Annotated in this window: 33 protein-coding genes; 2 read left to right on the top strand and 31 right to left on the bottom strand. The window is 46.5% G+C overall.

Translation table 11 applies throughout. The features are described 5' to 3' along the window. Nucleotides 1–3: 3 nt before the first annotated feature. The 18 genes from dxs to spoIIIAA all read right to left on the bottom strand — a co-directional run bounded on the left by dxs (nucleotide 4) and on the right by spoIIIAA (nucleotide 14279). Complete coding sequence (gene dxs / locus DRW41_RS19720; protein ID WP_115453744.1) at nucleotides 4–1896, bottom strand: 1-deoxy-D-xylulose-5-phosphate synthase; 1893 nt, start codon at nucleotides 1894–1896, stop codon at nucleotides 4–6. Between the two features lie 239 nt (nucleotides 1897–2135). After that, on the bottom strand, nucleotides 2136–3020 hold the full coding sequence (locus DRW41_RS19715) for a polyprenyl synthetase family protein (protein WP_245959506.1): 885 nt from the start codon (nucleotides 3018–3020) through the stop codon (nucleotides 2136–2138). A gap of 2 nt (nucleotides 3021–3022) precedes the next feature. Beyond that, nucleotides 3023–3256, bottom strand: coding sequence for an exodeoxyribonuclease VII small subunit (locus DRW41_RS19710; RefSeq protein WP_115453743.1), 234 nt, complete (start codon nucleotides 3254–3256; stop codon nucleotides 3023–3025). Next, nucleotides 3249–4607, bottom strand: coding sequence for an exodeoxyribonuclease VII large subunit (xseA, locus tag DRW41_RS19705; protein ID WP_115453742.1), 1359 nt, complete (start codon nucleotides 4605–4607; stop codon nucleotides 3249–3251). Before xseA ends, DRW41_RS19710 begins: the two co-directional genes overlap by 8 nt. A 63-nt stretch (nucleotides 4608–4670) precedes the next feature. After that, a complete protein-coding gene (locus tag DRW41_RS19700) occupies nucleotides 4671–4853 on the bottom strand; it encodes a hypothetical protein (protein ID WP_115453741.1) in 183 nt (60 codons plus the stop codon). Between the two features lie 160 nt (nucleotides 4854–5013). After that, entirely contained in the window at nucleotides 5014–5874 is an 861-nt protein-coding gene (gene folD / locus DRW41_RS19695; protein ID WP_115453740.1) for a bifunctional methylenetetrahydrofolate dehydrogenase/methenyltetrahydrofolate cyclohydrolase FolD, read from the bottom strand. Nucleotides 5875–5918: 44 nt separating this feature from the next. Next, nucleotides 5919–6311, bottom strand: a complete 393-nt coding sequence (gene nusB, locus DRW41_RS19690) for a transcription antitermination factor NusB (RefSeq protein ID WP_115453739.1) — start codon at nucleotides 6309–6311, stop codon at nucleotides 5919–5921. Between the two features lie 201 nt (nucleotides 6312–6512). Continuing rightward, complete coding sequence (locus DRW41_RS19685) at nucleotides 6513–6923, bottom strand: Asp23/Gls24 family envelope stress response protein (protein ID WP_115453738.1); 411 nt, start codon at nucleotides 6921–6923, stop codon at nucleotides 6513–6515. A 21-nt stretch (nucleotides 6924–6944) separates the two neighbouring features. After that, nucleotides 6945–8297 (bottom strand): acetyl-CoA carboxylase biotin carboxylase subunit, encoded by a 1353-nt coding sequence (accC, locus tag DRW41_RS19680; RefSeq protein ID WP_115453737.1) that lies wholly within the window; start codon nucleotides 8295–8297, stop codon nucleotides 6945–6947. A 5-nt stretch (nucleotides 8298–8302) separates the two neighbouring features. Continuing rightward, complete coding sequence (gene accB / locus DRW41_RS19675) at nucleotides 8303–8818, bottom strand: acetyl-CoA carboxylase biotin carboxyl carrier protein (protein ID WP_115453736.1); 516 nt, start codon at nucleotides 8816–8818, stop codon at nucleotides 8303–8305. A gap of 322 nt (nucleotides 8819–9140) precedes the next feature. Beyond that, nucleotides 9141–9701 (bottom strand): SpoIIIAH-like family protein, encoded by a 561-nt coding sequence (locus DRW41_RS19670; RefSeq protein ID WP_115453735.1) that lies wholly within the window; start codon nucleotides 9699–9701, stop codon nucleotides 9141–9143. A gap of 13 nt (nucleotides 9702–9714) precedes the next feature. After that, nucleotides 9715–10365, bottom strand: coding sequence for a stage III sporulation protein AG (spoIIIAG, locus tag DRW41_RS19665; RefSeq protein ID WP_342772006.1), 651 nt, complete (start codon nucleotides 10363–10365; stop codon nucleotides 9715–9717). 5 nt (nucleotides 10366–10370) lie between these two features. Continuing rightward, the gene (gene spoIIIAF, locus DRW41_RS19660; RefSeq protein WP_115453734.1) at nucleotides 10371–10982 is read right to left on the bottom strand and encodes a stage III sporulation protein AF; all 612 of its coding nucleotides are present in this window, start codon (nucleotides 10980–10982) and stop codon (nucleotides 10371–10373) included. A 14-nt stretch (nucleotides 10983–10996) separates the two neighbouring features. Then, the gene (spoIIIAE, locus tag DRW41_RS19655) at nucleotides 10997–12184 is read right to left on the bottom strand and encodes a stage III sporulation protein AE (protein ID WP_115453733.1); all 1188 of its coding nucleotides are present in this window, start codon (nucleotides 12182–12184) and stop codon (nucleotides 10997–10999) included. Nucleotides 12185–12215: 31 nt separating this feature from the next. After that, nucleotides 12216–12665 (bottom strand): stage III sporulation protein AD, encoded by a 450-nt coding sequence (gene spoIIIAD / locus DRW41_RS19650; RefSeq protein ID WP_115453732.1) that lies wholly within the window; start codon nucleotides 12663–12665, stop codon nucleotides 12216–12218. Beyond that, complete coding sequence (spoIIIAC, locus tag DRW41_RS19645; RefSeq protein ID WP_053367087.1) at nucleotides 12622–12825, bottom strand: stage III sporulation protein AC; 204 nt, start codon at nucleotides 12823–12825, stop codon at nucleotides 12622–12624. Before spoIIIAC ends, spoIIIAD begins: the two co-directional genes overlap by 44 nt. Before the next feature lie 11 nt (nucleotides 12826–12836). After that, the gene (gene spoIIIAB / locus DRW41_RS19640; RefSeq protein ID WP_115453731.1) at nucleotides 12837–13352 is read right to left on the bottom strand and encodes a stage III sporulation protein SpoIIIAB; all 516 of its coding nucleotides are present in this window, start codon (nucleotides 13350–13352) and stop codon (nucleotides 12837–12839) included. After that, entirely contained in the window at nucleotides 13353–14279 is a 927-nt protein-coding gene (gene spoIIIAA / locus DRW41_RS19635) for a stage III sporulation protein AA (RefSeq protein ID WP_115453730.1), read from the bottom strand. Nucleotides 14280–14457: 178 nt separating this feature from the next. On the opposite strand from spoIIIAA, the gene DRW41_RS19630 reads away from it, so the two are divergent. Beyond that, nucleotides 14458–15111, top strand: coding sequence for an SIMPL domain-containing protein (locus tag DRW41_RS19630; RefSeq protein ID WP_115453729.1), 654 nt, complete (start codon nucleotides 14458–14460; stop codon nucleotides 15109–15111). Nucleotides 15112–15294: 183 nt separating this feature from the next. Here the strand turns inward: DRW41_RS19630 and DRW41_RS19625 are convergent, their stop codons facing one another. The 11 genes from DRW41_RS19625 to DRW41_RS19575 all read right to left on the bottom strand — a co-directional run bounded on the left by DRW41_RS19625 (nucleotide 15295) and on the right by DRW41_RS19575 (nucleotide 23662). Further along, on the bottom strand, nucleotides 15295–15873 hold the full coding sequence (locus tag DRW41_RS19625) for a TlpA family protein disulfide reductase (RefSeq protein ID WP_115453728.1): 579 nt from the start codon (nucleotides 15871–15873) through the stop codon (nucleotides 15295–15297). Between the two features lie 82 nt (nucleotides 15874–15955). Then, nucleotides 15956–16081: a CcmD family protein gene (locus DRW41_RS19620; protein ID WP_115453727.1), complete on the bottom strand. Its 126-nt coding sequence runs from the start codon at nucleotides 16079–16081 to the stop codon at nucleotides 15956–15958. A gap of 12 nt (nucleotides 16082–16093) precedes the next feature. Further along, the gene (locus tag DRW41_RS19615; protein WP_115453726.1) at nucleotides 16094–16855 is read right to left on the bottom strand and encodes a cytochrome c biogenesis protein; all 762 of its coding nucleotides are present in this window, start codon (nucleotides 16853–16855) and stop codon (nucleotides 16094–16096) included. Between the two features lie 3 nt (nucleotides 16856–16858). Continuing rightward, nucleotides 16859–17539 carry a heme exporter protein CcmB gene (locus tag DRW41_RS19610; RefSeq protein ID WP_115453725.1) on the bottom strand — a complete coding sequence of 227 codons (681 nt, stop codon included), beginning with the start codon at nucleotides 17537–17539 and terminating at the stop codon, nucleotides 16859–16861. Further along, on the bottom strand, nucleotides 17536–18240 hold the full coding sequence (locus tag DRW41_RS19605) for an ABC transporter ATP-binding protein (protein ID WP_115453724.1): 705 nt from the start codon (nucleotides 18238–18240) through the stop codon (nucleotides 17536–17538). Before DRW41_RS19605 ends, DRW41_RS19610 begins: the two co-directional genes overlap by 4 nt. Before the next feature lie 23 nt (nucleotides 18241–18263). Then, entirely contained in the window at nucleotides 18264–19253 is a 990-nt protein-coding gene (locus DRW41_RS19600) for a hypothetical protein (RefSeq protein ID WP_115453723.1), read from the bottom strand. After that, nucleotides 19250–19618, bottom strand: coding sequence for a hypothetical protein (locus DRW41_RS19595; protein WP_115453722.1), 369 nt, complete (start codon nucleotides 19616–19618; stop codon nucleotides 19250–19252). The genes DRW41_RS19600 and DRW41_RS19595 overlap by 4 nt, the downstream gene beginning before the upstream one ends. 12 nt (nucleotides 19619–19630) lie before the next feature. Continuing rightward, nucleotides 19631–20134: a cytochrome c-type biogenesis protein gene (locus DRW41_RS19590; protein WP_115453721.1), complete on the bottom strand. Its 504-nt coding sequence runs from the start codon at nucleotides 20132–20134 to the stop codon at nucleotides 19631–19633. 1 nt (nucleotide 20135) lies between these two features. Further along, nucleotides 20136–22118, bottom strand: coding sequence for a heme lyase CcmF/NrfE family subunit (locus DRW41_RS19585; protein WP_115453720.1), 1983 nt, complete (start codon nucleotides 22116–22118; stop codon nucleotides 20136–20138). Between the two features lie 28 nt (nucleotides 22119–22146). Next, nucleotides 22147–22602 (bottom strand): cytochrome c maturation protein CcmE, encoded by a 456-nt coding sequence (locus DRW41_RS19580; protein WP_115453719.1) that lies wholly within the window; start codon nucleotides 22600–22602, stop codon nucleotides 22147–22149. Between the two features lie 13 nt (nucleotides 22603–22615). Then, the gene (locus tag DRW41_RS19575; protein WP_115453718.1) at nucleotides 22616–23662 is read right to left on the bottom strand and encodes a hypothetical protein; all 1047 of its coding nucleotides are present in this window, start codon (nucleotides 23660–23662) and stop codon (nucleotides 22616–22618) included. Between the two features lie 487 nt (nucleotides 23663–24149). Here DRW41_RS19575 and DRW41_RS19570 point away from each other — a divergent pair, with 487 nt between their 5' ends. Further along, nucleotides 24150–24506, top strand: a complete 357-nt coding sequence (locus tag DRW41_RS19570; RefSeq protein WP_115453717.1) for a rhodanese-like domain-containing protein — start codon at nucleotides 24150–24152, stop codon at nucleotides 24504–24506. 33 nt (nucleotides 24507–24539) lie between these two features. On the opposite strand, the gene DRW41_RS19565 is transcribed toward DRW41_RS19570, so the two are convergent. Next, complete coding sequence (locus DRW41_RS19565; protein WP_115453774.1) at nucleotides 24540–25199, bottom strand: c-type cytochrome; 660 nt, start codon at nucleotides 25197–25199, stop codon at nucleotides 24540–24542. A gap of 113 nt (nucleotides 25200–25312) precedes the next feature. Next, entirely contained in the window at nucleotides 25313–25981 is a 669-nt protein-coding gene (locus DRW41_RS19560) for a response regulator (RefSeq protein ID WP_115453716.1), read from the bottom strand. Nucleotides 25982–26398 lie beyond the last annotated feature (417 nt).

Raw genomic sequence — 26398 nt, 5'->3', positions numbered from 1 at the left:
GCTCTACGCCCTCTGCTGCTTCTTCGCCGCAAGTATTGACAGGCGGCTGATGGCTGAATCGACTGTAAAGCCGATTTCATCAAGCAGCTTGTCGACGCTGCCATGCTCGATGAATTTATCCGGAATCCCCATCCGGTCAATAACATTTTTAAAATATCCATGGTCATGCGCGAATTCGATGACGCTGCTGCCGAATCCCCCTTGCAGGACGGCTTCCTCAATTGTAAGGATCGGCATGCCATCCTCAAGGATACCTGCAAGCATTTCCTCATCGAGCGGCTTAATGAATCTGGCATTTACCACCTTAACGGAAATGCCCTTATTTTCCATTTCGGCTGCGGCTTCCATTGCCATTGGAATTGTCGTGCCGAAAGTGAGAATGGCGGCATCGCGGCCGTCCTTCAATACTTCCCAAGTTCCTATTGGAATGGCCTTGAATGAATCATCCATTTGGACCCCGATTCCATTGCCGCGCGGAAATCTCATGGCGATTGGCCCATCGTCATAAGATAACGCGGTGTAAACCATATGCTGGCCTTCGTTTTCATCCTTTGGCATCATGAGCACAAGGTTCGGGACGTGGCGGAGAAAGGCGATATCGAATACGCCTTGATGGGTTTCCCCATCTGCGCCTACCAGCCCAGCCCGGTCTATACCGATGAACACATTCAGATTTTGCCTGCAAATATCGTGGACAACCTGATCATAGGCCCGCTGCAGGAAGGTGGAATAAATAGCGAGAAAAGGCTTCATATTCTGTGAAGCCAGCCCAGCAGCGACTGTTGCCGCGTGCTGTTCTGCAATTCCGACGTCAAACATCCTGTCAGGGAATTCCTTGGCGAACCCTTCCAGCTTTGATCCGACAGGCATAGCAGGGGTGATAGCCACGACCCGATTATCGGTCCTGGCGATTTTGCGGACTGTTTCGCTGACAAGCCCGCTCCATGATGGAGGAGAAAAGGATGGCTTGACGAAATCGCCGGTTTCAGTTTTATAAGGCCCAGTACCGTGCCATGTACCGATTTTATCCGATTCCGCTGGATGGTAGCCCTTCCCCTTTTTTGTAATTACATGTATTATGACTGGCCCTTCGGTTTTCTTGGCAAAGGCGATATTTTCAAATAAATCTTCAAAATTATGGCCATCCACCGGTCCAAGATAGGTAAAACCCAATTCCTCAAAAAACATGCCCGAAACAAGCATATACTTCAGGCTGTCTTTTACTCTTTCGGCAGTCGCCGCAAGCACGCCGCCCACTGCTGGAATCTTCTTTAGAAGAAGCTCGAGTTCGTCTTTTACCCCGTTATACTTCCCGGAAGTCCTTAGCCTTCCAAGAACATTGTGAAGCGCCCCTACGTTTGGGGCAATGGACATTTCATTGTCATTCAGGATAACGATCATATTTTTCTTTTCATGGCCAATATGATTCAGCGCCTCAAGGGCCATGCCTCCCGTTAACGCGCCATCACCAATTACCGGAAGGATATAGCTTTTTTCTTTTTTCAGGTCTCGCGCGATAGCCATCCCCATCGCTGCCGAAAGCGACGTGGAACTATGGCCGGTTTCCCATACATCATGCTCGCTTTCGGAACGTTTTGGAAAACCGCAAAGCCCTTTAAATTGCCTTAAGGTGTCAAATTCACACGCCCGGCCAGTGAGGATTTTATGGACATAGGACTGATGTCCGACATCCCATATGATTTTATCCTTCGGGCTGTTGAACGCTTTATGAAGGGCGATTGTTAATTCCACCACCCCCAGGTTAGGGCCGATATGCCCACCCGTAACCGATAGTTTCTCGATTAGAAACCGGCGGATATCCTTGCTTAACTTTTCAAGTTGCTGGTTTGTCATCCCTTTAAGAAAGGATGGATCTTTTATGGATGTCAGATCCAATTAGGATCACTCGCTTTCATTGCATATTCGCCAAAATTACATTAACCCCTTTTATTATAAAGGAACGGGAGGAATCCTCAAGGAAATATCGAAATTTAACCTATTATTTCCCTAATTCCGCTCCCGCTTTACCGAGTAAAAAATATGCCGCTAGCACGGTCGTGATAACGGCAACAGGGTCAGTGTTAACTTTATGCTCGATTGTACCATATTTAGGCTTGCCGCTCAAATTGGCTCGCTTAATGGTTTCTCGTGGCGATCAGCTCGGTAATTTCAAGGAGCAGGGTTGTCTCAAGCCCTGTTTGCTCAAGTTCATCCTTCGCCCGTTGAATGTGGGATTCAAGTGCATTCTTCGCCCCTTCTAGTGTTAGGAGCTTTGGATAGGTGCTTTTGTGATTGGCGGTATCACTTCCAACAGGTTTTCCTATCGTGCCGACTTCCCCTTCCAGGTCGAGGATATCATCCCGAATCTGGAACGCAAGGCCAAGGTGGAAAGCGAACCGGGTAAGCATTCCAATCTTCTCCTCATCGGCATCCGACAATATGGCGCCGGCGAGGACACTGAAAGTAAGAAGCCTGCCTGTTTTATTAATATGGATGGCTTCGAGCTGTTCGAGTGTCAGCTCTTTATCCTCGCCTTCCATGTCAGCAGCCTGCCCTCCTACCATTCCGGAAGCCCCAGCGGCTTTTGCCAAACCCATTACAAGCCTAAGTTTGGCGTCCGCGCTGGCCCGCATATTTCCAAGGAGTTCAAAACTGTAAGTTAATAGGGCATCGCCTGCCAGAATGGCCATTGCTTCCCCAAATACTTTATGATTCGTTGGTTTTCCCCTTCTTAGGTCGTCATCGTCCATGCTCGGAAGATCATCATGAATCAGCGAATACGTATGGACCATTTCGATTGCGGCTGCGGCGGCCACTCCCTCCTCGGGATTCCTCCCGAAGGCGTCCATCGCTGCGAAGACAAGCAAGGGCCTGATTCTCTTCCCGCCTGCTTCTAGTGAATACAGCATGGCTTCCTTTAGTGAAGCCGGCGCTTCCAGCTTCCGGACTGATGAACGGAGTTCTTCCTCCAACAGCTGCCTGTATTTAAATGTCGCTTCGTCCAAAAGTCCTTTCCCCACTTCTATTCCTCCCCATCAATGGAAAAACTTTCTTTCCGCCCGTCTTCAGTGATAATTTGGGCCAATTGTTCTTCAACATTTTTCAGCTTATCATGGCACAATTTTGAAAGCTCCATTCCTTCCTTGTAGAAGGAAATCGCCTCCTCCAGGGGAACATCCCCTTCCTCAAGCCGTTCCACAATTCGTTCAAGCTCGTCCATGGCTTGTTCAAAAGTCAGCTTTTTTTCCTCAGCCATTTTTATCGACCTCCCGTTTGTCCTCTATCCTGCATAAAAGGCTTCCATCCGTTAACTGGATAGTCACTCTGTCATTCCGTTCTACCTGTCCAATCTGTTTGATCAACCGGTTATCTTCCGTATATGCAAGGCTGTAGCCCCGTTCCATGATTTTCAGTGGATTGAGCGCCTCGAAAGAAGCAAGGGCCCGGCCGAATTCCGCTTTTTTCCCGAGAAGGATTTGATTCATCGCCCTTAGCAGTTCCTTTTCGGAACGTTCATGCCTTTGCCCGGCCTGGCTGAGAAGCTGAACGGGGTTATTCCTTTTCAGCCGCCTCGCTAAATTGCCGTATTGTTCTTCTTTTACTAACGCAAGCCGTCCGGCGCCCCGGTATAGGTTTTCCGTCAGCCTGTCCAGTTGTTCAAGCTTTTGTTCATACAGGCGGCGGGGGTAGCGGAACGCGTAAGATCGCTGGATCCGCTCAAAGCGGCCTTTTTGAAAGCTTAGCCTCTCCTTCATGGCCCTAATAAGCCTTGTCTGACGCTGAAGGACGCGCTCCAGCAGTTCCTCAATGTGAGGGACGGCAAGCTCGGCGGCCCCGGTTGGTGTTGGCGCCCGCAAATCAGCCACATAGTCAGAGATGGTAAAATCCGTTTCGTGGCCTACAGCTGAAATGACCGGGATGGCGGAAGAGAAAATCGCTCTTGCGACCTGTTCTTCATTGAAGGCCCATAGCTCCTCAATCGAGCCGCCGCCCCTTCCGACAATCAGGACATCGATATCACCAGCCATATTCGCCTTCCGGATTGCTTCGGCGATTGATTTTCCCGCATTGTCACCCTGGACGAGAGCAGGGTACACGATCATTTTTCCAATCGGATAGCGCCTTTTAATTGTGGTTATGATGTCCCGTATCGCGGCACCTGTCGGAGAAGTTATTATACCAATTGTCTTCGGGAATGGCGGAAGGGGTTTTTTCCTGTCCCGTCGGAACAGGCCTTCCGCTTCCAGCTTCTTCTTAAGCTGCTCATAGGCGAGGAATAGCTCTCCAATTCCGTCCGGTTTCATTTCCTTGATATAAACCTGGTATTGGCCGCTTGCTTCATAAACAGAAATTTCGCCTCTAACGATGACTTTCATTCCATTTTCCGGCGCGAATTTCATCGCCCGTGCGTTGCCCGCGAACATAACAGCGAGGATTCTCGACCGTTCATCCTTAAGGGTGAGGTAAATATGTCCGCTGGAGTGCTGTTTAAGGTTTGATATTTCACCCTTGATAAAAATATCCTGGAGATGCGGGTCGGCATCAAATTTTCGTTTTATGTATTTCGTCAGTGCAGTAACGGTTACATAACGGTTTGTTTCCTGCATGATTAAAACTCCCTGCCATACTTTCTTCTGGAAATTTATGTGATGCATTTGTAAATTTGTGATTTACGCTACAGGCGCTTCGCTTTCCGCGGGCAGTCCGGCAGCCTCCTCGGCTAAACACATGCCTGCGGGGTCTCCCCTGGCCAGCTTTTCCCGCAGGACACTGAATGGCATCTTCGAATTTGCCCACGCACGAAGGAAACGCGTTAGCGTTTTCGAGGAGTCGGCACCTTCCGCTCCAATCATCTATACAAACATTCGATGAAGTACCAACTAACTTTTATAAAAGAAAAACGCCCTATTCCATTATAAGTTTAGATTCCCCATCCGTCACGGGCAAGAAATCCAACTTCAATGGACCAGGGCAAATTATTGATCGAATGAAAATCCGGAATACTTTCCGGGCTTATGCTTTGCTAAGAGCTTTTGACTGCCTTGCAGCCTTCAAGGTGTTAAAAAGGAGCATGGTTATTGTCATTGGGCCGACTCCCCCAGGAACCGGAGTCAAATAGGCTGCTTTTTCAGCGACTTCCGGATGTACATCGCCGCAAAGTTTTTCATGTTCATCCCTGTTGATTCCTACATCAATGACCGTAGCGCCTTCTTTAATATGGTTCGAACGGATAAAGTTCGGCTTCCCGAGAGCCGCGACAACGATATCCGCCTGTTTTGTATGGTATTCCAGATCCTTCGTTCTCGAATGGCAATATGTAACAGTCGCATTTTTATTCAGGAAAAGCTGTCCCGCGGGCTTGCCGACAATATTGCTCCTTCCTACAATAACGACATGCTTGCCGGATACTTCAATCCCAGTTTCCTCAAGCATGACCATTACGCCATATGGTGTGCAGGGAAGGAATGAATCCTGGCCCGTCATCATCCTGCCGATATTCAATGGGTGGAACCCATCCACATCCTTTTCCGGTGAGATGGCTTCGATCACCTTTTTTTCTTCGATATGGTCCGGCAAAGGAAGCTGGACGAGAATGCCATGGACATCTTCGCGCTTATTCAGCTCGGCGATTTCCCGAAGCAGCTCCTCCTGGCTTACTTCTTCAGGGAGGGCGATAAGGAATGATTCAATCCCGGCCTCCCTGCACGCCTTCTCCTTATTGTTGACATACGTCTTTGAAGCATGGTTGTTTCCGACAAGTACGACCGCAAGCCCCGGAAAAATGTTTTCTTCTTTTAGCGCCCGGACTTCACTTGCAATTTCCTGCCTTTTTTTCTTCGCAATCTCTTTCCCGTCGATTACTTTTGCTACCATCCCGATTCCTCCTTAGTCGCAGAGAAGACCATCATGACCAAAAGTTAAACCAATTCCTGTTTTACCTTTGATAGGACACCATTAATGAATTTGCTCGATTGATCATCTCCATAAAGCTTGGCTATTTCGATAGCCTCATCCAAAACCACATTGGCAGGCACTTCATCAGAGCAATATTTCAATTCATACACACCTAGCCTAAGCAGGTTCCTGTCAACCGCGGCCAGCCTTTCCATTGACCATTTTTCAAGATTTTTGCCAATAAGCCCGTCAATGTCCTGCTTTTGTTCGACCGCGCCGTTCACCAGCCTGGATAGATACGGATCGGGGGCTTCACCTTCAAGCACATGCTCGATTGCAGACGCCGGGTCAGCCTCACTTACATCGATTTGAAAAAGCGCCTGAAGTGCCTTTTCTCTTGCTGTCCTTCTCTTCATTATACAATTAGCTCCTTTTAGAAAGATAAATACAATTCGGACAAATTTCGCACATTTTCCAAGTATGAATTGTTCGGATTCCCCCAAGGAAATAATAGCATAATCCTCTTCCGAATGCAGTGCGAACGAGCAAAAAAAGGAACCAGCAGCAAGGTTGCCCCGGTTCCCCCTTTTTTATTTTACACCCCGGCCATCGCCTGATTACATTTCCTGTTCGATTTCCGGAGTTTCCTGTTTCTGATTCTCAAACTGGATGCCGACAATATGAATATTGACTTCTTCGGCTTCAAGCGCTGTCATATTCAGAAGTGTTTGGCGGATATTATCCTGGACTTTTTGCGCCACAGCAGGGATGGAAACGCCAAATTTCATCGTACAGAATACGTCAACCTTGATTCCTGAATCCGTCAGTTCAACTTTAATGCCTTTGCCATGGTTCTTCTTGCCTAGGCGTTCAACGACCCCAGTGGCAAAATTTCCCCTCATGGAGGAAACGCCCTCAACCTCGGATGCTGCAATTCCGGCGATTACTTCGATAACCTCGGGCGCGATTTCCACCTTGCCATGCCCGCCCATGCCTTCATTCATTTCCAAAACACTGTTTTCATACATTCCAGACACCTCCAGGTAGATCTAGGATTTCATCACTTCATACAGCTCAAGGAACTTTGTATTGAATTCCCCACCCACGAATTTCTCATGATCAAGAAGCCTTAGGTGGAAAGGAATCGTAGTATGGATGCCTTCGACGACGAATTCCGAAAGAGCCCTTTTCATACGGGCAATCGCCTCTTCGCGGGTGCTTCCATACGTGATGACTTTCGCTATCATTGAATCATAATAAGGGGGAATTGTATACCCCGGATACGCGGCTGAATCAACCCTAACTCCAATTCCGCCAGGAGGGAGATACATTTTGATTCTTCCAGCGGACGGCATGAAATTCTTTTCAGGATTTTCGGCATTGATCCGGCATTCGATGGACCAGCCTGTAAATGTTACATCCTCCTGGTTCATGCCCAGTTTTTCGCCTGAAGCAACCTTGATTTGCTCTTTAATAAGATCGACTCCCGTTACCATTTCAGTAACCGGATGTTCAACCTGGATCCGTGTATTCATTTCCATGAAATAAAATTTCCTGTCACGGTAATCATAAATAAATTCTACCGTACCAGCGCCTGTATAATCAACCGCTTTTGCAGCCTTGACCGCGGCATTTCCCATCTCTTCACGCATTTCGGAATCAAGCGCGGGCGATGGCGTCTCTTCCAGCAGCTTTTGGAGGCGCCGCTGGATGGAACAGTCCCTTTCGCCAAGATGGATTGTGTTCCCATGGGAATCGGCCAAAACCTGGATTTCCACATGGCGGAAGTCTTCAATGAACTTTTCAAGATAGACTCCAGGATTGCCGAACGCAGTCATTGCTTCCTGTTGGGTGATGTTAATCCCTTTAATGAGATCCTGCTCATCCCTTGCGATCCGGATGCCTTTTCCGCCTCCGCCCGCAGTCGCTTTAATGATGACCGGATAGCCGATTTGCCCGGCGATTTCAATGGCGTCATCAATATCCTTAATTATGCCGGCAGAACCGGGAACAATCGGTACCCCTGCTTCCCGCATCGTTTCGCGGGCAACATCTTTTGTGCCCATCTTGCTGATTGCTTCGGGGCTAGGACCGATAAAGATGATATTGACTTCACGGCATAGCTCCGCAAAGGCGGCGTTTTCGGCCAGGAAGCCGTAGCCAGGATGAATGGCATCACAGCCTGTGAGCTTCGCTACCGAAATGATATTTGTAAAATTCAAGTAACTTTCCTTTGATGAAGTAGGACCAATACAATATGCTTCGTCTGCCAGCTGTACATGAAGGGATTCGCGGTCCGCTTCGGAATAAACGGCAACCGATTCAATGCCTAGGTCGCGGCAGGCGCGGACAACCCTAACCGCGATTTCCCCCCTGTTTGCTATCAATATTTTTTTAATCATGCTTCTTATCTCTCCCCGGCCGCTTTTACAAGGAATAACGGCTGGCCGTACTCGACTAGCTGCCCATCTTTGACAAGGATTTCAACAATCTCTCCGCTAACTTCCGCTTCAATTTCGTTGAAGAGCTTCATGGCTTCGACGATGCATACAATTGAGTCAGGGGTTACTTTTGAACCCGGCTTCACATATGCATCGGCATCAGGTGAAGGGGATTGATAGAAAGTCCCAACCATCGGGGAAACAATTTTATGAAGGCCTTCCTGGCTGTTCTCCACAGGAGTTTCAGCCGGTTTTGCGGGAGCCTGCGGCGCAGGGGCTGGAGCCGTGGCCTGGACTGCCGGGGCTGCCTGGGCTTGGGCAGGAACTGCCTGGACTACCTGTATCGGCTGCTGTTGGACAGCTACCTCCTGGGCATGTTTTTTCATTTTGATTTTGGATCCTTCTGTTTCATAAACAAATTCATCAATGCTTGATTGGTCTATTAGTTTAATTATTTCACGAATTTCCTGTACTTTTAACACAGTTTCAGCACTCCTTAGTAATTATGACTAGATATTAATACTATACGATAATACCTTATCAAAATTCAATATTGAAACATGGTACAACATCCACTCTATTATTGTAAACTTTTTTGCGGGAAAAATAAAACCTCGCCGCCACGCAGTTGGAAACTGTTTATTTAATTAGAAAAAGCCGAGCAATTTGCCGGCTTTTCATTGATTGGTTCTTCACCACGAAGTGTGGTTCTTATATTGTTATTGATCCGCGCTCGGCACAGGGAGTCTTCCAGGAATAATTATCAGAGGAACATAAAGGAAATAACCTCCGGATTACATGCTGTTACTTTGCTGGTTTGAATTCCACGGCAGTGACCGCCATTGAGCCGATTTCGTTCCTTACAAGCTGGATGATTTCGTTGGCTGCTTGCGCGGAATGCCCGTTTTTCGATTTAACAGTAACCCTGACATTTCCGCCGTCAGCCATAACAAGCGCGTCCTCATAGCCCATTGTCGATTTTAGCAGCGTTTCAAGGATTTCTTCCTTGTATCCGATTTCTTTCAATTCATCTATTTTATCAAGGTATTCGCTTCTCTTGCTCTCAGGAAGGTTGGTGGTCCCAACCAAAGCTTCAAGTTCTTCCTTCATTTCATTGCGCTGGTCGGTCAGCTTTAGGCGCATTGTTGCAAAACCTTCATCCGCCGAAGCTTCGGTAATGACTGTTTTACCATCCGTTTCAGCTGTTGCAGCCTGCTTTTTCTCGCTCTTCCCATCCTTTGCCTTTTCGCCGGCAGCGGCGAAATTATCCTCACCCTGCGGTTCCGATGTAATATAATAAACCGATAAAACGATAACCAGGCTTAGCATCGTCAAAAGCCAAACGGTCTGTTTTTTCAATAGCATTCTTTTTTCCCCCTTAATTTTTTTGGGCCATCACCGCGACCCTATGGCTTGGCACCCCGAGCGCCCTGGTGACCGCTTCAATGATCCGTTTCTTCACTTCTATGTTATCCGCACCCTTGGCAACGACAAGAACTCCGCGTATTTCCGGTTTTTTTGTTTCAAGGACGATCGGTTCTTCTTTTTCGCCATTACGGATGATGACTAGCTGTTCGTCGACTGAAGCATCCTCGACTTCCCTTGTCCCTCCATCACGGTCGCGTTCATTTGTCATTTGCCTTTTTGTAACGGTATTTTTTTCCAGAACCTTCGACTCGGTGGAATCCAGGTTGACCATCACGGTTGCTTCTCCCACCCCAAGCATGTCCTCAAGGGCATCCTTCAGCTGGCTTTCATAAACTTTTTCATAATCGGTCAAGGCTGATTTTCTTGACGTTTGTTTTTGTCCAAATGCAGCGACATCCCCACCGTTTTGTACGGCGGTTGTTTCAAGAACGGTTTCGCTGTCCTTCCCTGCTGGAAAAAACAAATTGCCAATCAGCATAAAGGCGGCCCCGATACAGAGCACAAGGGCCATATACTGGTACTTCGTCTTTTTTTCCGCCGGCTGTCCGCCAAACAGCCTGTTTTTCAGCCATTCAACCGGGCTGTGTTTATTTTTCACCACCCTCGTCACCCCCCTTCGATGGCAACCTCCAGCGAACTTTCAGGGACACTCCATTTTTCCGCTAAAAATGAGGCTACCGATTGCCGCAGTTCTTCATTGACATTTTTCTTGGCCGGGGATGATACGCTGATGACGACGGCTTCGACCGTCCTGGCATGCCGGCTATCTTCCCGATCTGTAAGCAGTACCGCTACCTTTTTAATGGAATTCGGAATGCCCTGCCCGTCCTTTTTTCCGGCATCTATTTCAACCCCGGCAATCCGGAAACCATACCGTTCCATCAACTCCTCCTCGGCCTCCTTTTTCAGTCGGACAGCCATTTGTTCTAAAATATATGCTTGCTGGGACGCTTGTATTTCTTTTTTCTTCATTTCTATTAATTTTTTGCTATTTTCCATTCCGCCCGCCTCCTGCAATGCTGGAAGCGAGAGGATTGCATTTTCAAAATCCCCTGATATTATCTTTAGCACGGGGCCCAGGAGCACCGCGATCAGAAGAAGGCCGGTCACCATCTTCGTATATTTTTGCATGGAAGAGTTCGGCAAAAGCATATCAATGACTGTTGCCAACAGAATGAAAATAATGATATTGGTAACCCACTCTATTAAAAATCCCATGCCGATTCCTCCTTTTACCTCATCATCATCGTTATATTTCCAGCCGCCACTATTACGGTGATGCATAGGAAGAACATTAGGGAGACAATCCCAAGAGAAGCAAATACGTAGATGATGCTTTTGCCGACCGTGTCAAGGCAGGAGGTAATCGGGCCGCCGCCTAATGGCTGCAGGATCGCGGCCGCAAATTTGTAGATGAACGCAATCATCAGGATTTTAATAGCGGGGAAAGCCGCGATGATGAGCAAAATGGCCACCCCGGCTAGCCCAACTGTATTTTTCAAAAGCACCGATGCTCCAATGACTGTATCGGCCGCGTCAGTAAACGCTCTCCCAATTACCGGCACAAAGTTCCCGGTCACAAATTTCGCGGTTCTGATCGCGATGCCATCCGACACTGCGGTCGAAGCTCCCTGTACGGACAGAACGCCAAGAAAAACGGTGAGAAAAATACCCAAAAGGCCGATGCTCCAGTTTCGCAGCAGGTTTGCGAGCTGGGTCACCTTATATTGGTCGGACATGGCGCTTACAATGCTAAGCAAAGCCGATAGAAACAAAAGTGGCAGGACGATATGCTCAATGAGCACACCACTCGTGTTCATCAGGAAAAGGACGACTGGATGAAAGAACGCGGCTGAGACAACCCCCCCGGATGAAGCAATCAATCCAAGCAGAAGAGGAATGAGCGCCAGGATAAACGACGTCATAGTCCTGATTGTTTCATTGGCAAATTCAATTACGATATGGAAGCTGTTCAATGCGAGGATAACAAGAACCATAAATACGATTGCATACGCCGCCTTGCTAATCGTGCTTTTTTCGAAGGAATTTTGCAGTGATTGCAAAAACATGCTAAAAACAGTTAGCAGGATCAGGGAACCAAGGAGCTTGCCATTGGCTATGAATTCCTGGAAAGCAAATTTCAAAAATCCCTTCCCCCACTCTTTAAGAGAAAACTGTTTGTCACCCTTAAGAAAATCATAAAGGCTCCCTTTCTGGCTTTCCGGCAGAAATCCTCCATACTTATCCGAAATGCCATTCCAAAAACCCATCAGTTCCGACATGTCGATCGATTCCAGCTGTGCATCGGCCAATTCATCAGAAAGCGCCGGCTTGGCTGTAGGAGACGCGTGTGCTTCAGGCAAAAATACAAAAAAGATGAATAGGAATGCTACTGCGGCCTGGCAAGTAAATTGCTTCATGTTTCCACCTCGGCAATACGGGGCCCTTCGGCTAATTTGGTAAAAGCTTGATGATCGTTTCAATCAGGACGGTCAAAATGGGAATGGCCATCGCGAGGATGATGATTTTTCCTCCAAGTTCAATTTTCGAGGCAATTGCGCCCTGGCCGGCATCCTTGGTGACCTGGGCCGCGAATTCAGCTATATAGGCAATTCCGATAATTTTCAGGATTGTCTCGACATAGACAAGATTCACCTTCGCATTCGCGGCAATCCGTTCAATCATCGCGATAATTTCATAGATTTTATCCACGAGGAAAAGGAAAATCATGCAACCGGTAAATAGGATAAGGAGAAACGCAAAATTCGGCTTCTGTTCCTTTAGTATCATCGCCAGGAAGGTGGCTGTAAGGGAAATGCCGACAATTTTTAAAATCTCAATTGGATAGCCCTCCCCTCTATTGGAACAAAAAGACCGACTTGATTTTTTGAAAAAGGCCATCGACGATGACGGCTACCTGGAACAGGATATAAATAAACCCGAACAACGTGACCCATTGCGCATACTCCTTTTTCCCAACCTGGTCAAGGACTGTATGCAAAAAGGCTACAACAATGCCAACCCCGGCGATTTTAAAAATGATGTCAACTTCCAATCCCATTCCAATCCCCCCTAAATCAATACGATGATGAGCAGCAATCCGGAAAGGACGCCGAGGCTTTTCAGCATTTTTTCATATTTAGACTGCCGATCCCGCGCTTCCGATTCCTCCCTTTCCAAATGGGTAAGCGTGAGCTGGATTTGCTTTTGCTGGGAAAAACGGTCATGCCTTCCAAGTGTTTCCCCGAATTGAACCATGATTTCAAGCTCCCCTTCCCCAAGGGCGGTGATCTTCCAAACTTCCCTAAGGCTTGCCTCCCAGGCATCCTTAACCGTGGTTTCCGTCTGGGTAAGCTTTGACCCAAATGTTTCGAATAAAAACGACAAAGGCTTAGGGAGCTGTATGGAAAGCCTCCTCGCTGCCTCATGTAAAGGGGTGTGGCCATACATGATTTCGGCTTCTAGGGATTGCAGGGCCGATTTCAGTTGGCGGAGTTGCTTTGGCCGTTCGCTGAGGTGGCGTGAAAATTCAAAGCCCGTCCAAGTTGTAGCCGATAAAATAAAAAGGGCTCCCAACAATTTCACCATTTACATCACCTTCACTTTTCCGGCGAGAGGAGTCCCCGCGCCATCAAGGATTTGGCTGATTGTTCCCGGCCCTTTACTCCGGCCAAGAATGAGATATCTTTCAAATATGCGGGTGCCGATAATTCCATTTAATGTCGGCCTGTTTCTTATTTCCTCCAGTGAACCGCCGTGGACTGTCGTAATGATTTTAATTCCTGAATGGACTGCTTCCTCGATTGCTTCCGCGTCCTCCCTCCGGCCGATTTCATCCGCGATGATCACATCAGGGCTCATCGACCTGATCAGCATCATGATTCCTTCCGCTTTCGGGCAACAGTCGAGTACATCGACTCGGTTTCCGAATGTTAGCTGGGGAACGCCGTTTACACATCCGGCAATTTCAGACCGTTCATCAACGATGCCAACCTTCCTGGCAGCAAGCCCTCCATAATCATGGCCGCTTGAAATGAGCCTTGCGATATCCCTTAAAAGTGTAGTCTTTCCTGTTTGGGGAGGGCCGATAATCAATGTATGGGCCCAGCTTCCCTTCGTGTGTAAAAAAGGGATCAAAGGGACCGCAATCCCGATCTTTTCCCTTGCAATCCTTACATTGAACGACGATACATCCCTGATGGCCCTCACCTTTCCGCCTTCAAGGATTACTTTTCCGGCCAGCCCGACCCTGTGCCCGCCCGCGATTGTGATATACCCCCTCATCAACTCTTCGTCCATGGCATAAATGGAATGCTGGCTAATTTTTTGCAAAAGCAAGTCCGCGTCCTCCTGCTTTGTTATATACGGAAGGAACAAAGGGGCTCCCCTGACAGTCACTTCAATCGGCCTATTGATTCTAATCCTGATTTCCTCGACTTTCGCTCTATCTGCTGAAGGGATGCCCTCGATAGCATTCGCAACTGCATTGGGCAAAAACACTTTCATAAAGTCCATTGGCATACACCTCCCAAAAGCTTGTTCCATTGTTAAAATGTATGCCTGTACAGGCCTGATATGACTTGTTTCGCTTATTTCAGATACAATGGAATTTGCGGGAAGGTCATTTTTTCACAAAAATTCCCGTACATTTCTATTGGGAAGAGCGGAATTTCCAAGGGGAGGTTGATTTGGAATGGCAGTTGATAGACAAGGAGAATTTGTGGATAAAAAAATCAGGGTCAGGGGAGAAGGAACCGTAACGATAAGGCCCGATACCGCCACAGTTGTTGTCGGGGTATCTACGGAGGAAAAGGACCTGGTTTCCGGGCAGCAGCAGAATGCGCGGGAATCATCGAGGATTGTCAACGCCTTGCTGGGCCTCGGGATTCCAGCAGAGAATATTCGTACTTCCGATTACAGAATAGAGTCCATGTATGACTACAAAGAGGGAATGCAAATTTTCCGGGGATATAAAGTTACCCATCTCCTTCAGGTAAGGGTTACCGATCTTGAAAAGGCTGGGACTATTGTGGATACTGCCGTAAGAAACGGCGCCAATTATGTTTCGGACATTCAATTTATCACAAGCCAACATGATGCCTATTACAGGGAAGCCCTTGCGCTTGCTGTACAAAACGCATATGAAAAGGCGAAAACCATCAGCACGGCGCTTGGTGTTAAATTAAATCCAGTTCCCGTTTCAGTCATAGAAGGAAATGACTTTCCGAGACCAGTCCATGAATACCATACACCTATGGTCAAAGGCGTTTCGACCACGCAAATCCAGCCCGGGAAACTTACAATTGAAGCTTCGGTCACCTCCGACTACATTTTTGATGGCATGTAAACGATAATGCTCAAGTATATATTGGCAAAAGGAATCGTTGAAAGTTTCTTTGTGCCAAGATTATGAATCCTAAGATTACGCTTGTGGAGCTCGATTACAACCACTTATTCCAGTTATCCAATAGGTTCACTTACTATTTTCATGGACGAAGAAAAAGGATTAAGCCCCGAAGAGCTTAATCCTTTATTCATACTTACTGACAAGATTATATAGTTCCATTTTCGTAATTGGCCCCTGGATGTATTCGCGAATGACACCTTTTTTATCGATTACGAATGTTTCAGGCTGCTTAAGCACGCCATACATTTTGGAAACCTTTGAATTATAATCGAATAAATAAGTTGATGAGCCGGTATCGTGCTTTTTAATAAACTTTTTCACCCTGTCGCGGGTTTCACCCCTATCGATGATGAGCAATTTATATTTATCACCATATTCCCTTGAAAAGGCTTCAAGTTCAGGAGCTTCATCCACACATGGAACACACCAGGTTGCAAAATAATTCAGGACGACAACCTTTCCTTCATAATCTGATAGGCTGGCCATATCCCCATCAAGGTTTTCAAGTTCAAATTTAGGAGCCGGATCCCCTTGCCGCGGGATGTCCGCTTTATTCGCCATCGTGTAGGAAAAGTAGCCAAACATCCCGATTGCCAGCAAGAGAATGGTAAGCTTTATTATCTTTTTGTTTAACGATGCTGATTTGGTCAAGTCGCCTGTCTGGGCCTCTTCCGTTTTTTCCTTGATTTCTTCCTGCATCATGGTATTTCCTCCAAATCCAAATTGCTCGAATCCACAGAAACGGCGGTTTCCGGCCACATGTCCTCACCGGCCATGAAAATCCTTACTTATCGTGGAGTTTTAAAAATTCAATTTCCTTCTTAAGCTTGCTTTGGCGTTTTCCCAAAATCACCAGATACGAGAAAATGACAATCCAGGCTACTGAATAGGCCGCATACATGTATTCCATTTTAGTTTCCTCCTAATTTTCAATAGATTCCCTTATCTTTTCTTTATAGTTTGAGACTTTAATTTTCATATTCTCAAGGGTTACACCTTTATTTAGTAAATATGTGTAAAAGAAAGTCAGTGCTGTGATGGTCGCAAGCAGGGCAACGAGCATGGTATCGTCTATGCCGCCGCCCTTTTGGGAAGGCCCTTCACCGAAAACGATTGGATGGAACTTTGAATTCCACCAGCGGATGGCAAACCATACAATCGGTACATCCGCGAAACCGATGATTCCGAATACGGCCGCCAGGCGGGCTTTCTTCTCCCAAACTCCATCCATTTGATGAATCATAATATAAGCCATGTAGATAAACCAAAGGACAAGAGTCGTAGTCAGGCGCGGTTCCCACGCCCACCATGTGTTCCATGATGATTTTGCCCAAATGGGGCCAGTTGTAAGGACGATTGTTGTGAAAACCACCCCGATTTCAGCTGAGACGAATGCATACGTATCAAAAATCCGTTTTCTTTTAAACAAGTATAAAATACTGGAAACAAATGTTACGAAAAATGCAAGGAACCCTGTCCAGGCTGATGCGACATGGATATAGAATATCTTTTGGACAGCTCCCATCGTTACTTCAATCTTCGCATACATAAAAATAAGGTAAATTGCAGCGAGTACGGATACAACGGTTGCGCCGAAAAGGATTTTCGGCATCACCGGTTTGCCGATCGCGGCCGCCCCCGGCTTGGCGAGCGGCTGGTGCTGCTTCTCAATATTTACGCTCATCACCTATACCTCCAACACATAGTCTATTAACAAAAAGCAAAGGACAAAGAAAATAACATCATACGCCCCTATGAGCTGCATCCACGCAATGGCCGTTGGCAGCTTCTCTATATTGGTTAAAATGATCTTCGTCGACTGGACGGCCCCAATCAATATCGGGCTTGTTATTGGAAACAGCAGGAGAGGCAATAGCATCTCGCTGCTTTTCGAATTCGCCGCCAAAGCCGCAAGGAATGTTCCAATCGCAATAAAACCGAAACTGCCTATAAAAAGGACGAGGATGAAATATGGAAAGCTTCCCATATATTTAAAATCGAAAAGAAGGAATAAAAACGGCAGGGAAACGATTTCAACAATCAGCATCATCGCAAAATTGGCGAGCATTTTTCCAAGATAGATGCCCGAAGCTTCAATCGGCGCTATGAGGAGCCCTTGCATCGTATCGTTTCTTTGTTCGGAAATAAACGACCTGTTCAGCCCAAGTATTCCGGAAAAAACAATGATGACCCATATTACCCCGGGAACGACCGCTTTTGTAAAATTGTTCTGTGGGTCGAAGGCTATGCTGAAAATCAGGATGACAAGGCCCGCAAATATAAGCATCGTTGCCAGTACTTGTTTTGTTTTCAATTCCGATTTTAATTCTTTTGATGCGATTAAGAGGGCAGGCCTGAAAATATTCATGATACTCCCTCCACCTGGTGCGAATATTTCTCATTCAGTGTAGTGATGTTGCGATTCCGCAGGATGAAATCGTCGGCTATTTTTCCATTTTTGACAATCACAATCCTGTCGCATAGTTCCGCCGCCTGTTTGAAATCATGGGTGACCATTAAGATGGTGGCTCCATTTTCCTTCATCGAAAGAATAACATTGTTCAGGATGCCAATCGCCCCTTGGTCAAGCCCGGTGTGCGGCTCATCAAGAAGCAGGATGGAAGGTTCATGGATAATCGCCCGTGCGATTGCGATTCTTTGAATCATCCCCCGTGAAAAGTTTTTGACAGGATCGTTCAGGAAAAACGATAATCCCACTTCCTTGACGAGCTGGACCGCCCTCTCTTCCGGATTCTTTACACCATAGATTTTTGCGAAAAAAACAAGGTTTTCAAGAGGAGAATAGTGGTCATAGAGCAGGCTTGAATGGGGAAGATATCCGAACAGCCTCTTTATTTCCCCCGGATTCTTCTTCAAATCATATCCGCCAACCGCCACTTCTCCCGAAGACGGTTTAACAAGGGTGGCCAGCACCTTTAAAAGCGTGCTTTTTCCTGCTCCATTTGGACCGAGGATGCCGACCGTTTCCCCTTTTTTAATGGAGAGGTCAATCCCCTTAAGAATCGTTTTATTGTCCGCCTGCTTCATCAGTTTTTTTATTTCTATCACACAGAGACCCTCCCGCTCGGCTGTTACTCTACGAACCTTCTTAGTCCCAGCTTCACTTTTACAAGATGCTGTTTGTAGGCATCGATTTTGGCATTGTATTCCTCTTCGGTGAGGAGCCCATTCCCATAGGTATCCTCCAATTCAAGGATTTTGTCCATTATCGTATTTTGCTTAGCCATGAGTAGCTTAAAGGCTTTCTCATCCGCGTCATTTTCCAGCCTTTCTGCCTCCGCCCGGTTCTTGAGGCGGAAATAGGAAAAATAGGAGATTCCAGCGATTAGGATGGCAGCTAGGACGATCATTAAAACATGTGGGTTGAAGCTTTTTAAAGGCGATTGATACCACATCCGCAAATGGCCGGGATTGTGAAACGCGGGTGATTGCTTCGTTACTACGTTTTCTTTTCCCTTATCCGCTCCTGCCTGGTTTGCTTCGTCCACCTTTGGCTGAATGTCCTTGTTGTAAATCATTATGACTGGCTCGTTTGCAGGTATGGATTCTACACTGTACCCTACATACTTCTGATCTTCAAAATTGAACAATCCCTGATTGGTTGCTTCGGCGCCCTTGAATTCAATGCTGCCCATCCCTTCCGGTACAAGCACCTGCATGATTTGGGCCGGGTAGTCAAAGGTAAGATTAATTTCTTTGCCCGCCGGCATCCGGTAGCTGTATGGAAGGACGATTGTCTGGCCTCCCGGTATTGGGTCAGTTGTAATAAAACCCTTTTCTGTTTGTTCCATGGCGATTTTTCCATCAAGAAAATTAAGGCTCGTGCTGCCTTCCGGCAATGTCACGGTAAGTACCGCGCCGCTTTTCCCGTCACCCTTATATTCCGAAGGATCCGTATTGGTGTAATTCACCATGTTCATCATATTCGTCGACCCATCCTCCGCCGGGCTTACGACCAGGTAGTGCATATCAATCATGATTTTTGATTCGGCGGCGGCGCTGGCTCCAACGGGCGCAAGCATCAGGAGGCCGAGGAGGAATAACGTGATTTTCTTAATCACTTTCCATCCCCCTTTTTCCTTTTCTGCATGGAAGCTTCGATTTCCCGTTCCACTTCAGCCATTAGGTCACTATCAATTGCTTTTTGAGAGGGAGTTTCTTCCTCACGCATAAGCTTCGCCACCTGGCTCTCGTATTGCCTTTTTAACTGGCGGTAGTCGCTTTCAGAAAGTTTATCCATTTTGAATTCAAACTCTATTTCATTCAATGTTGTAAGCAATGCTTCTTTTGTTGCACCGTTGGACTGGCTTTTCCTTGTATGGTCAAGGAATGATTCTTCCTTGAAAAGCGGCATCAGCACCAGGTAGAGGCAGCCAAGCGCAAACACTGCGGTCAGGAGCATTGAAATGATTGAAATGCCTTCCATTCTGTTCACATCCTAAAGATACTTTTTTCGTTCCTCATCAATGATTGATGAAAGAATTTCACTTTCCACTTCGTCCCGCCCAGTCTCTTCTTCAATTTGTCCGTTTGCCTGGCCTTTCTTTCTGACCCACTTCCGGATAACAAAAACCAGTGCTGTGCCCGCTCCCCCAAGTGCGACAAATGGTAGGACCCATGCTGTCAGGCTGAAGCCTTCTTTTTCCGGAGCTGTCAGGATTTCTTCTCCGTAAATGCCAATATAGTAAGCGCGGATTTCATCTTTATCCATGCCCTTGTTCATCATATCAACAAGGTCTTTTTTGAACTCAACAGTCAGGTTGCACGTATTCGGGTCGCATTCATAATGGTCCTGGCCGCACCCGCAAGTACAGGAAAATTGTGATGCGACAGCCTTGAATTCCTTCGATTTGTAATCAAATTCCTTTGCAAAAGCCGGGAACGCTGCTGCCTGGACAAGGATCACGGCCAGCAGGATAGCTGAATATAGTTTCTTTCGCATATTAAGCAACCTCCCTTGAAGCGCCCGTATACCTTGGAGTTGTGCCCTGGAATCTGCCATTCCAGACTGCGAATATCGAACCAGCCACAATAAGGAATGAACCGAACCACATCCAAGTCATCATTGGGATGACCTTTACTATGAAGGTTGCCCTTCCGTCATCTTCCCACGCGCTGAGAATGATATAAAGGTCTTCCTTGGCGCTTGAAATAAGGGCTACTTCCGAGGACGGCTGATCCCAGTTTCCGTAGAATACTTTTTCCACCTCATAGCTTCCTAGGCGTTTCCCATTTTTGAATATCGTCAGGTCGGCATACACAATATCATTGATGCCTTCGGATTTTTGATCAAGTTTGTCATAATTGATCCTATAATCGTCTATTTCTATCGACTGGCCAATCGGAATTGTTTTCATTGTTTCATGGTCATAGTTCTGTGACCCGATGATTCCAAGCGCAATGAAGGCGATTCCCAAATGCACGATATACCCGCCATAGCGGCGCCGGTTTTTTGTCATTAGCCTGTAAAGCGCGACAGGCACGTTTTCATTCGTCATTTTCCTTCTTGCTTTTACGCCTCTGTAAAATTCAAGATAGTGTGTTATCAAAAGTAGGATAATGACCCCATAGCCGATGACGGCCCATGCCTTTTGGATGCCGAGGACAACCATCAGCGCCATCGCGGCCACAGCGAGGATGGCGGGTATCAGGAAGTTTTTCTTCAGGTTTTTCAATGATGATCTTTGCCATGCAAGAAGCGGACAGACAGCCATGACAAACATCATGGACAGAAGGATGGGCGCCTGGACCGCGTTAAAAAATGGTATGCCGACTGTTACTTTTGTTCCCCTTACCGCTTCAGATACGAGCGGGAAGATGGTTCCCCAGAATACAGCGAATGCGGATCCGACAAGCAATAGGTTATTGATTAAGAAAGAGCTTTCCTTTGAAACGAAAGAGTTGAACTCTCCTGCGCTCCGCTTGATCAGATTGTAGCGGCTCATCAGGACATACATCGCGCCAATGACGGCCACTCCCATGAAAATCAGGAAGTATAAACCCAGATTTGAGTTTGCGAATGCATGGACGGATGTAAGGACACCGCTTCGTACAAGGAAGGTTCCAAAGAGAGTGAGAGCATAAGAGATTATGATTAAGCTAATATTCCATACCTTCAACATGTTCTTGCGTTCCTGGATCATGACCGAATGCAGGAAGGCCGTTGCTGTCAGCCATGGCATGAAGGAAGCATTCTCAACGGGATCCCATGCCCAGTATCCGCCCCAACCAAGCTCCACATAAGCCCATTGGCCGCCGAAAATATTCCCGAGGCTTAAAAACAGCCATGCAATGATGGTCCATCTTCTTGTCATCTTGATCCAAAAATCGTCCATATTTTTTAGAATCAACGCGGCCATCGCGAATGCGAACGGTACCGCCAGACCTACATAGCCCAGATAAAGCGTAAGAGGATGAATAATCATTCCCGGATTCTGGAGCATTGGATTCAAGCCTTTTCCTTCGAGCGGCACATCTGGCAAAATCGCAAATGGCTTTGCGACAAACCCGAGAATCAGGAAGAAGAAAACAGCGTTCCCAAGCAAGATTGACATGATATAGGGAATCATGGGATTCCCTTTCATTTTCCGGGAGAATACGATCATTACAATATAAAGTGTCAGAAAGAACGTCCAAAGGAGGAGCGACCCGGCATTTCCAGCCCAAAGGGCGGTAAGCTTATAAATAATCGGAAGCTCGCTGCTTGTATAATCGTTGACATATTGATATTGGAACTGTGATGTTCCTAACAAATAGAATAATGAAAGCATGGCCAGCGAGGCGCTGATGAATAATCCGAGCACCGCCCCTTTTCCGCTGTTTATCAGCTTTTGCCTCTTAACGGCAATCCCGTAAGTTGTCACAAGCAAGCCATACACGGCAAGGGCAAGGCCAATATAGATTGTTGCATTCGCGAATAAATACATTTGTCTCCACCTTCTTTAGTTTTGGCCTCTACTCTTCGCTGGAAGGCTTTTTATTTAACTTATCCTTATGTTTTTCAGGGTCATAGTTCTTCATATCTTCGCCTTCATACTTCGATGGGCACCTGGTCTTTACGGTTTCCGCGACAAATGTGTTTTTTCCGGTCGGAGCTCCCTGGAGGATTGTAATGACCCCTTCCGAAAAATTGTCTGGCCTTACCCCATTGTGGACCACATGCATGACATTGCCTTCGTTGTCTTTCACATCGAATTTAAGTTCAATTTTATCGGCGTTCCATTTGATTGAGTCTTCGATGAGCAATCCTTCCACAGTGACAAAGTCATCTTTATGCTGTTCCTGGCTGGCGAGCAAATCTTTTAAGGTAAGTTCCACTCCGCTCGATCCGGGAGTCGCGGCCATTAAGAGAAAGACAATTGCCCCCGCGATAATAAACCCGCCAAGCATAACGATCGTATTTTTTTTCATTACCTTCTCCCCCTTAAATTAATTTTTTTACTTGTTCATTGTACGTTTCCTGGTCTATTTTCCCATTTAATAGCTTTTTTCGGAGTTCCTTGATTTCTTCGTCGTTTGATGGTTTCATCTTTTGTTTTTGCGGCGCCTTCCCGCCTTTTTCCTTCTTGTTCTGAGCCGTATTTTTCTTGTTTTCTTTCTTGTTTCTTAACCCAAAGAACACAAACATTCCGGCAATGATGATGGATGCGCCGATGATGACTCCCCCGGCTGCCCCGATGATTGGCCGGTTATTGTCCCCGCCGTTCCCTCCGCTGTTTGCCGTGACCTGGTCAGTTGCTGTTGTGCCATTATGGTTTTCGTCATTCGGCGCCTTGTTTTTATTAATCATTGAGAGAGTTGAAGCGTTGCCTTCTTTTTTGTAGGATACGTTGTATTTATAAGAACTTCCTTTTTCGGCTGCCTTTACTTGATAAAAGGCGATCTGTTCCCCGTAATCGCTTTTTTGCGTGCTGGCGGGCTTTGGCTCGAGTGTGATATCGGTTGATTTCAAAGGTGCGTATACTATGACATCGAGTGCTTCAATGCTTGCCGGAGCCGTATATTCATAGGTAAAGCTTTTCATATCCCCCACTTCAATGGGATTGGAATAATATTCGACAACAAACTTATAAACAGCATCTTTCTTTATCGGGTTTTGCGGGGTAAAGGAGATAACGCCTTTTTCTTTATCAACTTCGTATGGCCGCTGGACTTCCGGTTTATCATCGCTTGGAAATTCCGCAACGAGGTAAACCTGGAAATTTTTCTCCTTGGCCGGTACGGGTACTTCAACCTTTCCGCTGAAATCCTGGCCGGTTTTATTCGTAATTGTTCCGTACTGTCCCACCAATAGGGACGGTTCTTCTTTTGGCCAATTTTCTGGATAATCGAATTCAGGCATTACCTGGATCTGCATTTCCTTGTATGGAAATTGCTCTGGAGAAAAATTTCCTTCCGCTTTTACGCCGGAATCGGCAATATAGATACCGGACGAAGCAATCAGTAAAAAAGCAATCATTTTTTTCAGCATAGTAGTCCTCCTCGGCAAGTGAAAAACATATGACTAGAACGTACTATTTTTCACTATAGTCCTCTTTGGAATAAATATAATCGACGCAGTAACCCAATTGTTGAGGCACTCTTGAACATTTTGTTAAAGGGGGGAAAACGTTGCGGTTTGGACAAAAAAACAACATAATTTGTTCACAAATAACCCCTTACCCAAGCAGCTGTATAATGGACGCTATTTTCCACCAAATATTGCTTTATTAACTATTTGTGAAATTCTTAACAATCGTATTGTTATGAATACAGAAAATAGATTTCCAGGTACCCAGGGCAAAAAAATTTCCATATTCTTCGGTTCTAAGATAACTATAAAGCCTATTGTTTTTTACCGGTAATCATGTTTTTGACTTTTTTGTTAAACATGAGCGAAACAAGTTTTTTCTTCCGCGGTATCCAATGTACCAGTTCTTATTTCTGGCTTATAATCAACTTAGGAGGGCGTGAGTAATTTGAAGAAGTTTTTGTTCCTTTTTATTGCAATTCTTCTGGCGGGATGTGGCGCTGCGAAGTATGAAACGGTTTCAGTGGATGAAGCATTGAAGCTGGTTACTAAAAATGAGGTAAAAATTCTTGATGTCAGAACCCCGGATGAATACAATGGCGGCCATATTCCAGGTGCCGAACTTATTCCCCTGCAGGTCCTCGACGGCCTGGCGGAAAATCTGGACAAAGAGGAAGTCTATCTTATTGTTTGCAGAAGCGGAAACCGTTCCCAACAAGCAAGCGATCTTCTGGCTTCAAAGGGGTTCAAGGTTATCAATATGGAGGGCGGTATGAACGCCTGGACAGGAGAAATTGATCAGTAAAAGAAACCCCGGCGAAATCGGCAGGGGTTTCTTTTATTCTTCTTTTTCAAGGGAACGGATATACGCTACAACATCGGAAATATCCTTTTTGCTTAATTGGCGGACCCCATCAAGCCCTTTTAGCGATGGGGCCATCCTGGTATTTTCCCGGCCATAGGCCGTGTTGATCCAGATTTGTTGATCGGTGGAGTATTTTAGGTAATTAGGATGGGCAAGTACCGTCCCCATCTTCGGTTTTCCTGCTCCTCCTTCCCCGTGGCATTGGATACAGGACCTTTTGTAGATCTTTTCACCGGTTTCGGCATTTCCGGCGATGGGATCCGGGACATCAAATTTCATTTCTCCTTTTTGCCAGTCGCGGATAAAGGCAACCACATTTTTCAACTCTTCTTTGCTGAGCCTCGGCCCATACGCGGGCATGGCCGCTTCCGGCCTTCCCTCTGCTATATAATTGACGAGATCGTCATCACTGGCGGAACTTAAAAATACTTGGCTGTTTAAGGATGTCCCTGCATTAGCGCCTTCTCCTTTTCCATTATCCCCATGGCAAATGGCGCATTGCTGCTTATAGACCTTTTCACCCGCCTGGACAGCTTGGGCATTCTTTCCCTGGAACCCATTAGCCGTCATGAAAACAGCCAGCCCAATGAGCACGATGAGAATATAGAAACCAATCAACACTTTCTTTTTCATGGCAGCACCATTTCTTTGGCCCCGAAGAGGCGGCATGGCCAAAGCCCTTTTCTATCAATTTTTCATCATAACATTTTAAAAATAACCGTGGCTCTCCCACCCCGGGTTGCATACTATACAGTTTTCTGCAGCCATCCTTCCTGGAGAGCAAAGGCAGCTACCTGGGCGCGGTTATTCATATGAAGCTTCTCCATGATATTTCGTATATGGTTCTTAACAGTATTTTCCGAGATAAAAAGAGTGCATGCGATCTGGCGGTTTGTCATTCCTTTTATGACTTCGGAAAGAATCTCCTTTTCCCTTCTTGTTAACATATTGCTTTTCGGAACGGAATTCCCCGAAACTAATGGGTTAGGGAACTTGGTGATATTAGAGATGATTTCCTTCGCTATTGGTCCCGAAATGACATATTCGCCCCTGCTGGCCATGTGGATGAATGCAAGCAGTTCATTTGGCAGCAGGCTTTTCAGTAAATAGCCTTTTGCCCCGTATCGAAGCGCCTCCATCATACCTTCTTCATTGTTGTCCACGGACAGAACAAGGATATTGCTCTCCGGCAAATCCGCTACCAGCTGTTTCATGATCCCGATTCCGTCTTCGGAGGGCATGTTTACATCCATAAGGATTACATCCGGCTTCAGGGAGACGGCCATTGACAAGGCCTCGCAGCCGGTTCGCGCTTCCCCTACCAGTTCCAGGGTTGGCTCCTCATTCAGGATTGTTTCAAGCCCTTTCAGGAACATATAATTTACGTCGACGATTAATACTTTCAGTTTTTCCATCAGGCATGGAGCCTCCCTTATTCTGGGGGCAACGGGAATACCGGCATATGGCTGGCCGCCACACCAATAATCACATTTCCCACTTGATTACGATTGATTATGTTCATTGTAGTCCCCCCTAGCGGACGATTACTAGTTACCCTAGCCGGTTTTAAAAAAATGTTCATAATTACAAATGGAAATCTTCACAATATCTTCATAAGTTTATGCTTAAAAGAAAAGCGTAGGCGCCCGTTTAGCGCCGTATGGACTGGAGGACCCCGATGGAGATAAAGGAAACACGATGAGCCTAAGCGAATCAATGTTGACTTATCGTAGCGAGGGGACCGAAGTACACTAGGCGCTGGGCGCCGGAGCTGGACAAATAGAAAAGCGTAGGCGCCCGGTTAGCGCCGTATGGACTGGAGGTCCCCGATG

The organism is Neobacillus piezotolerans (assembly GCF_003362805.1).
Lineage (GTDB): Bacteria > Bacillota > Bacilli > Bacillales > Cytobacillaceae > Bacillus_D > Bacillus_D piezotolerans.
This window is presented reverse-complemented; position numbering and strand designations above follow the sequence as displayed.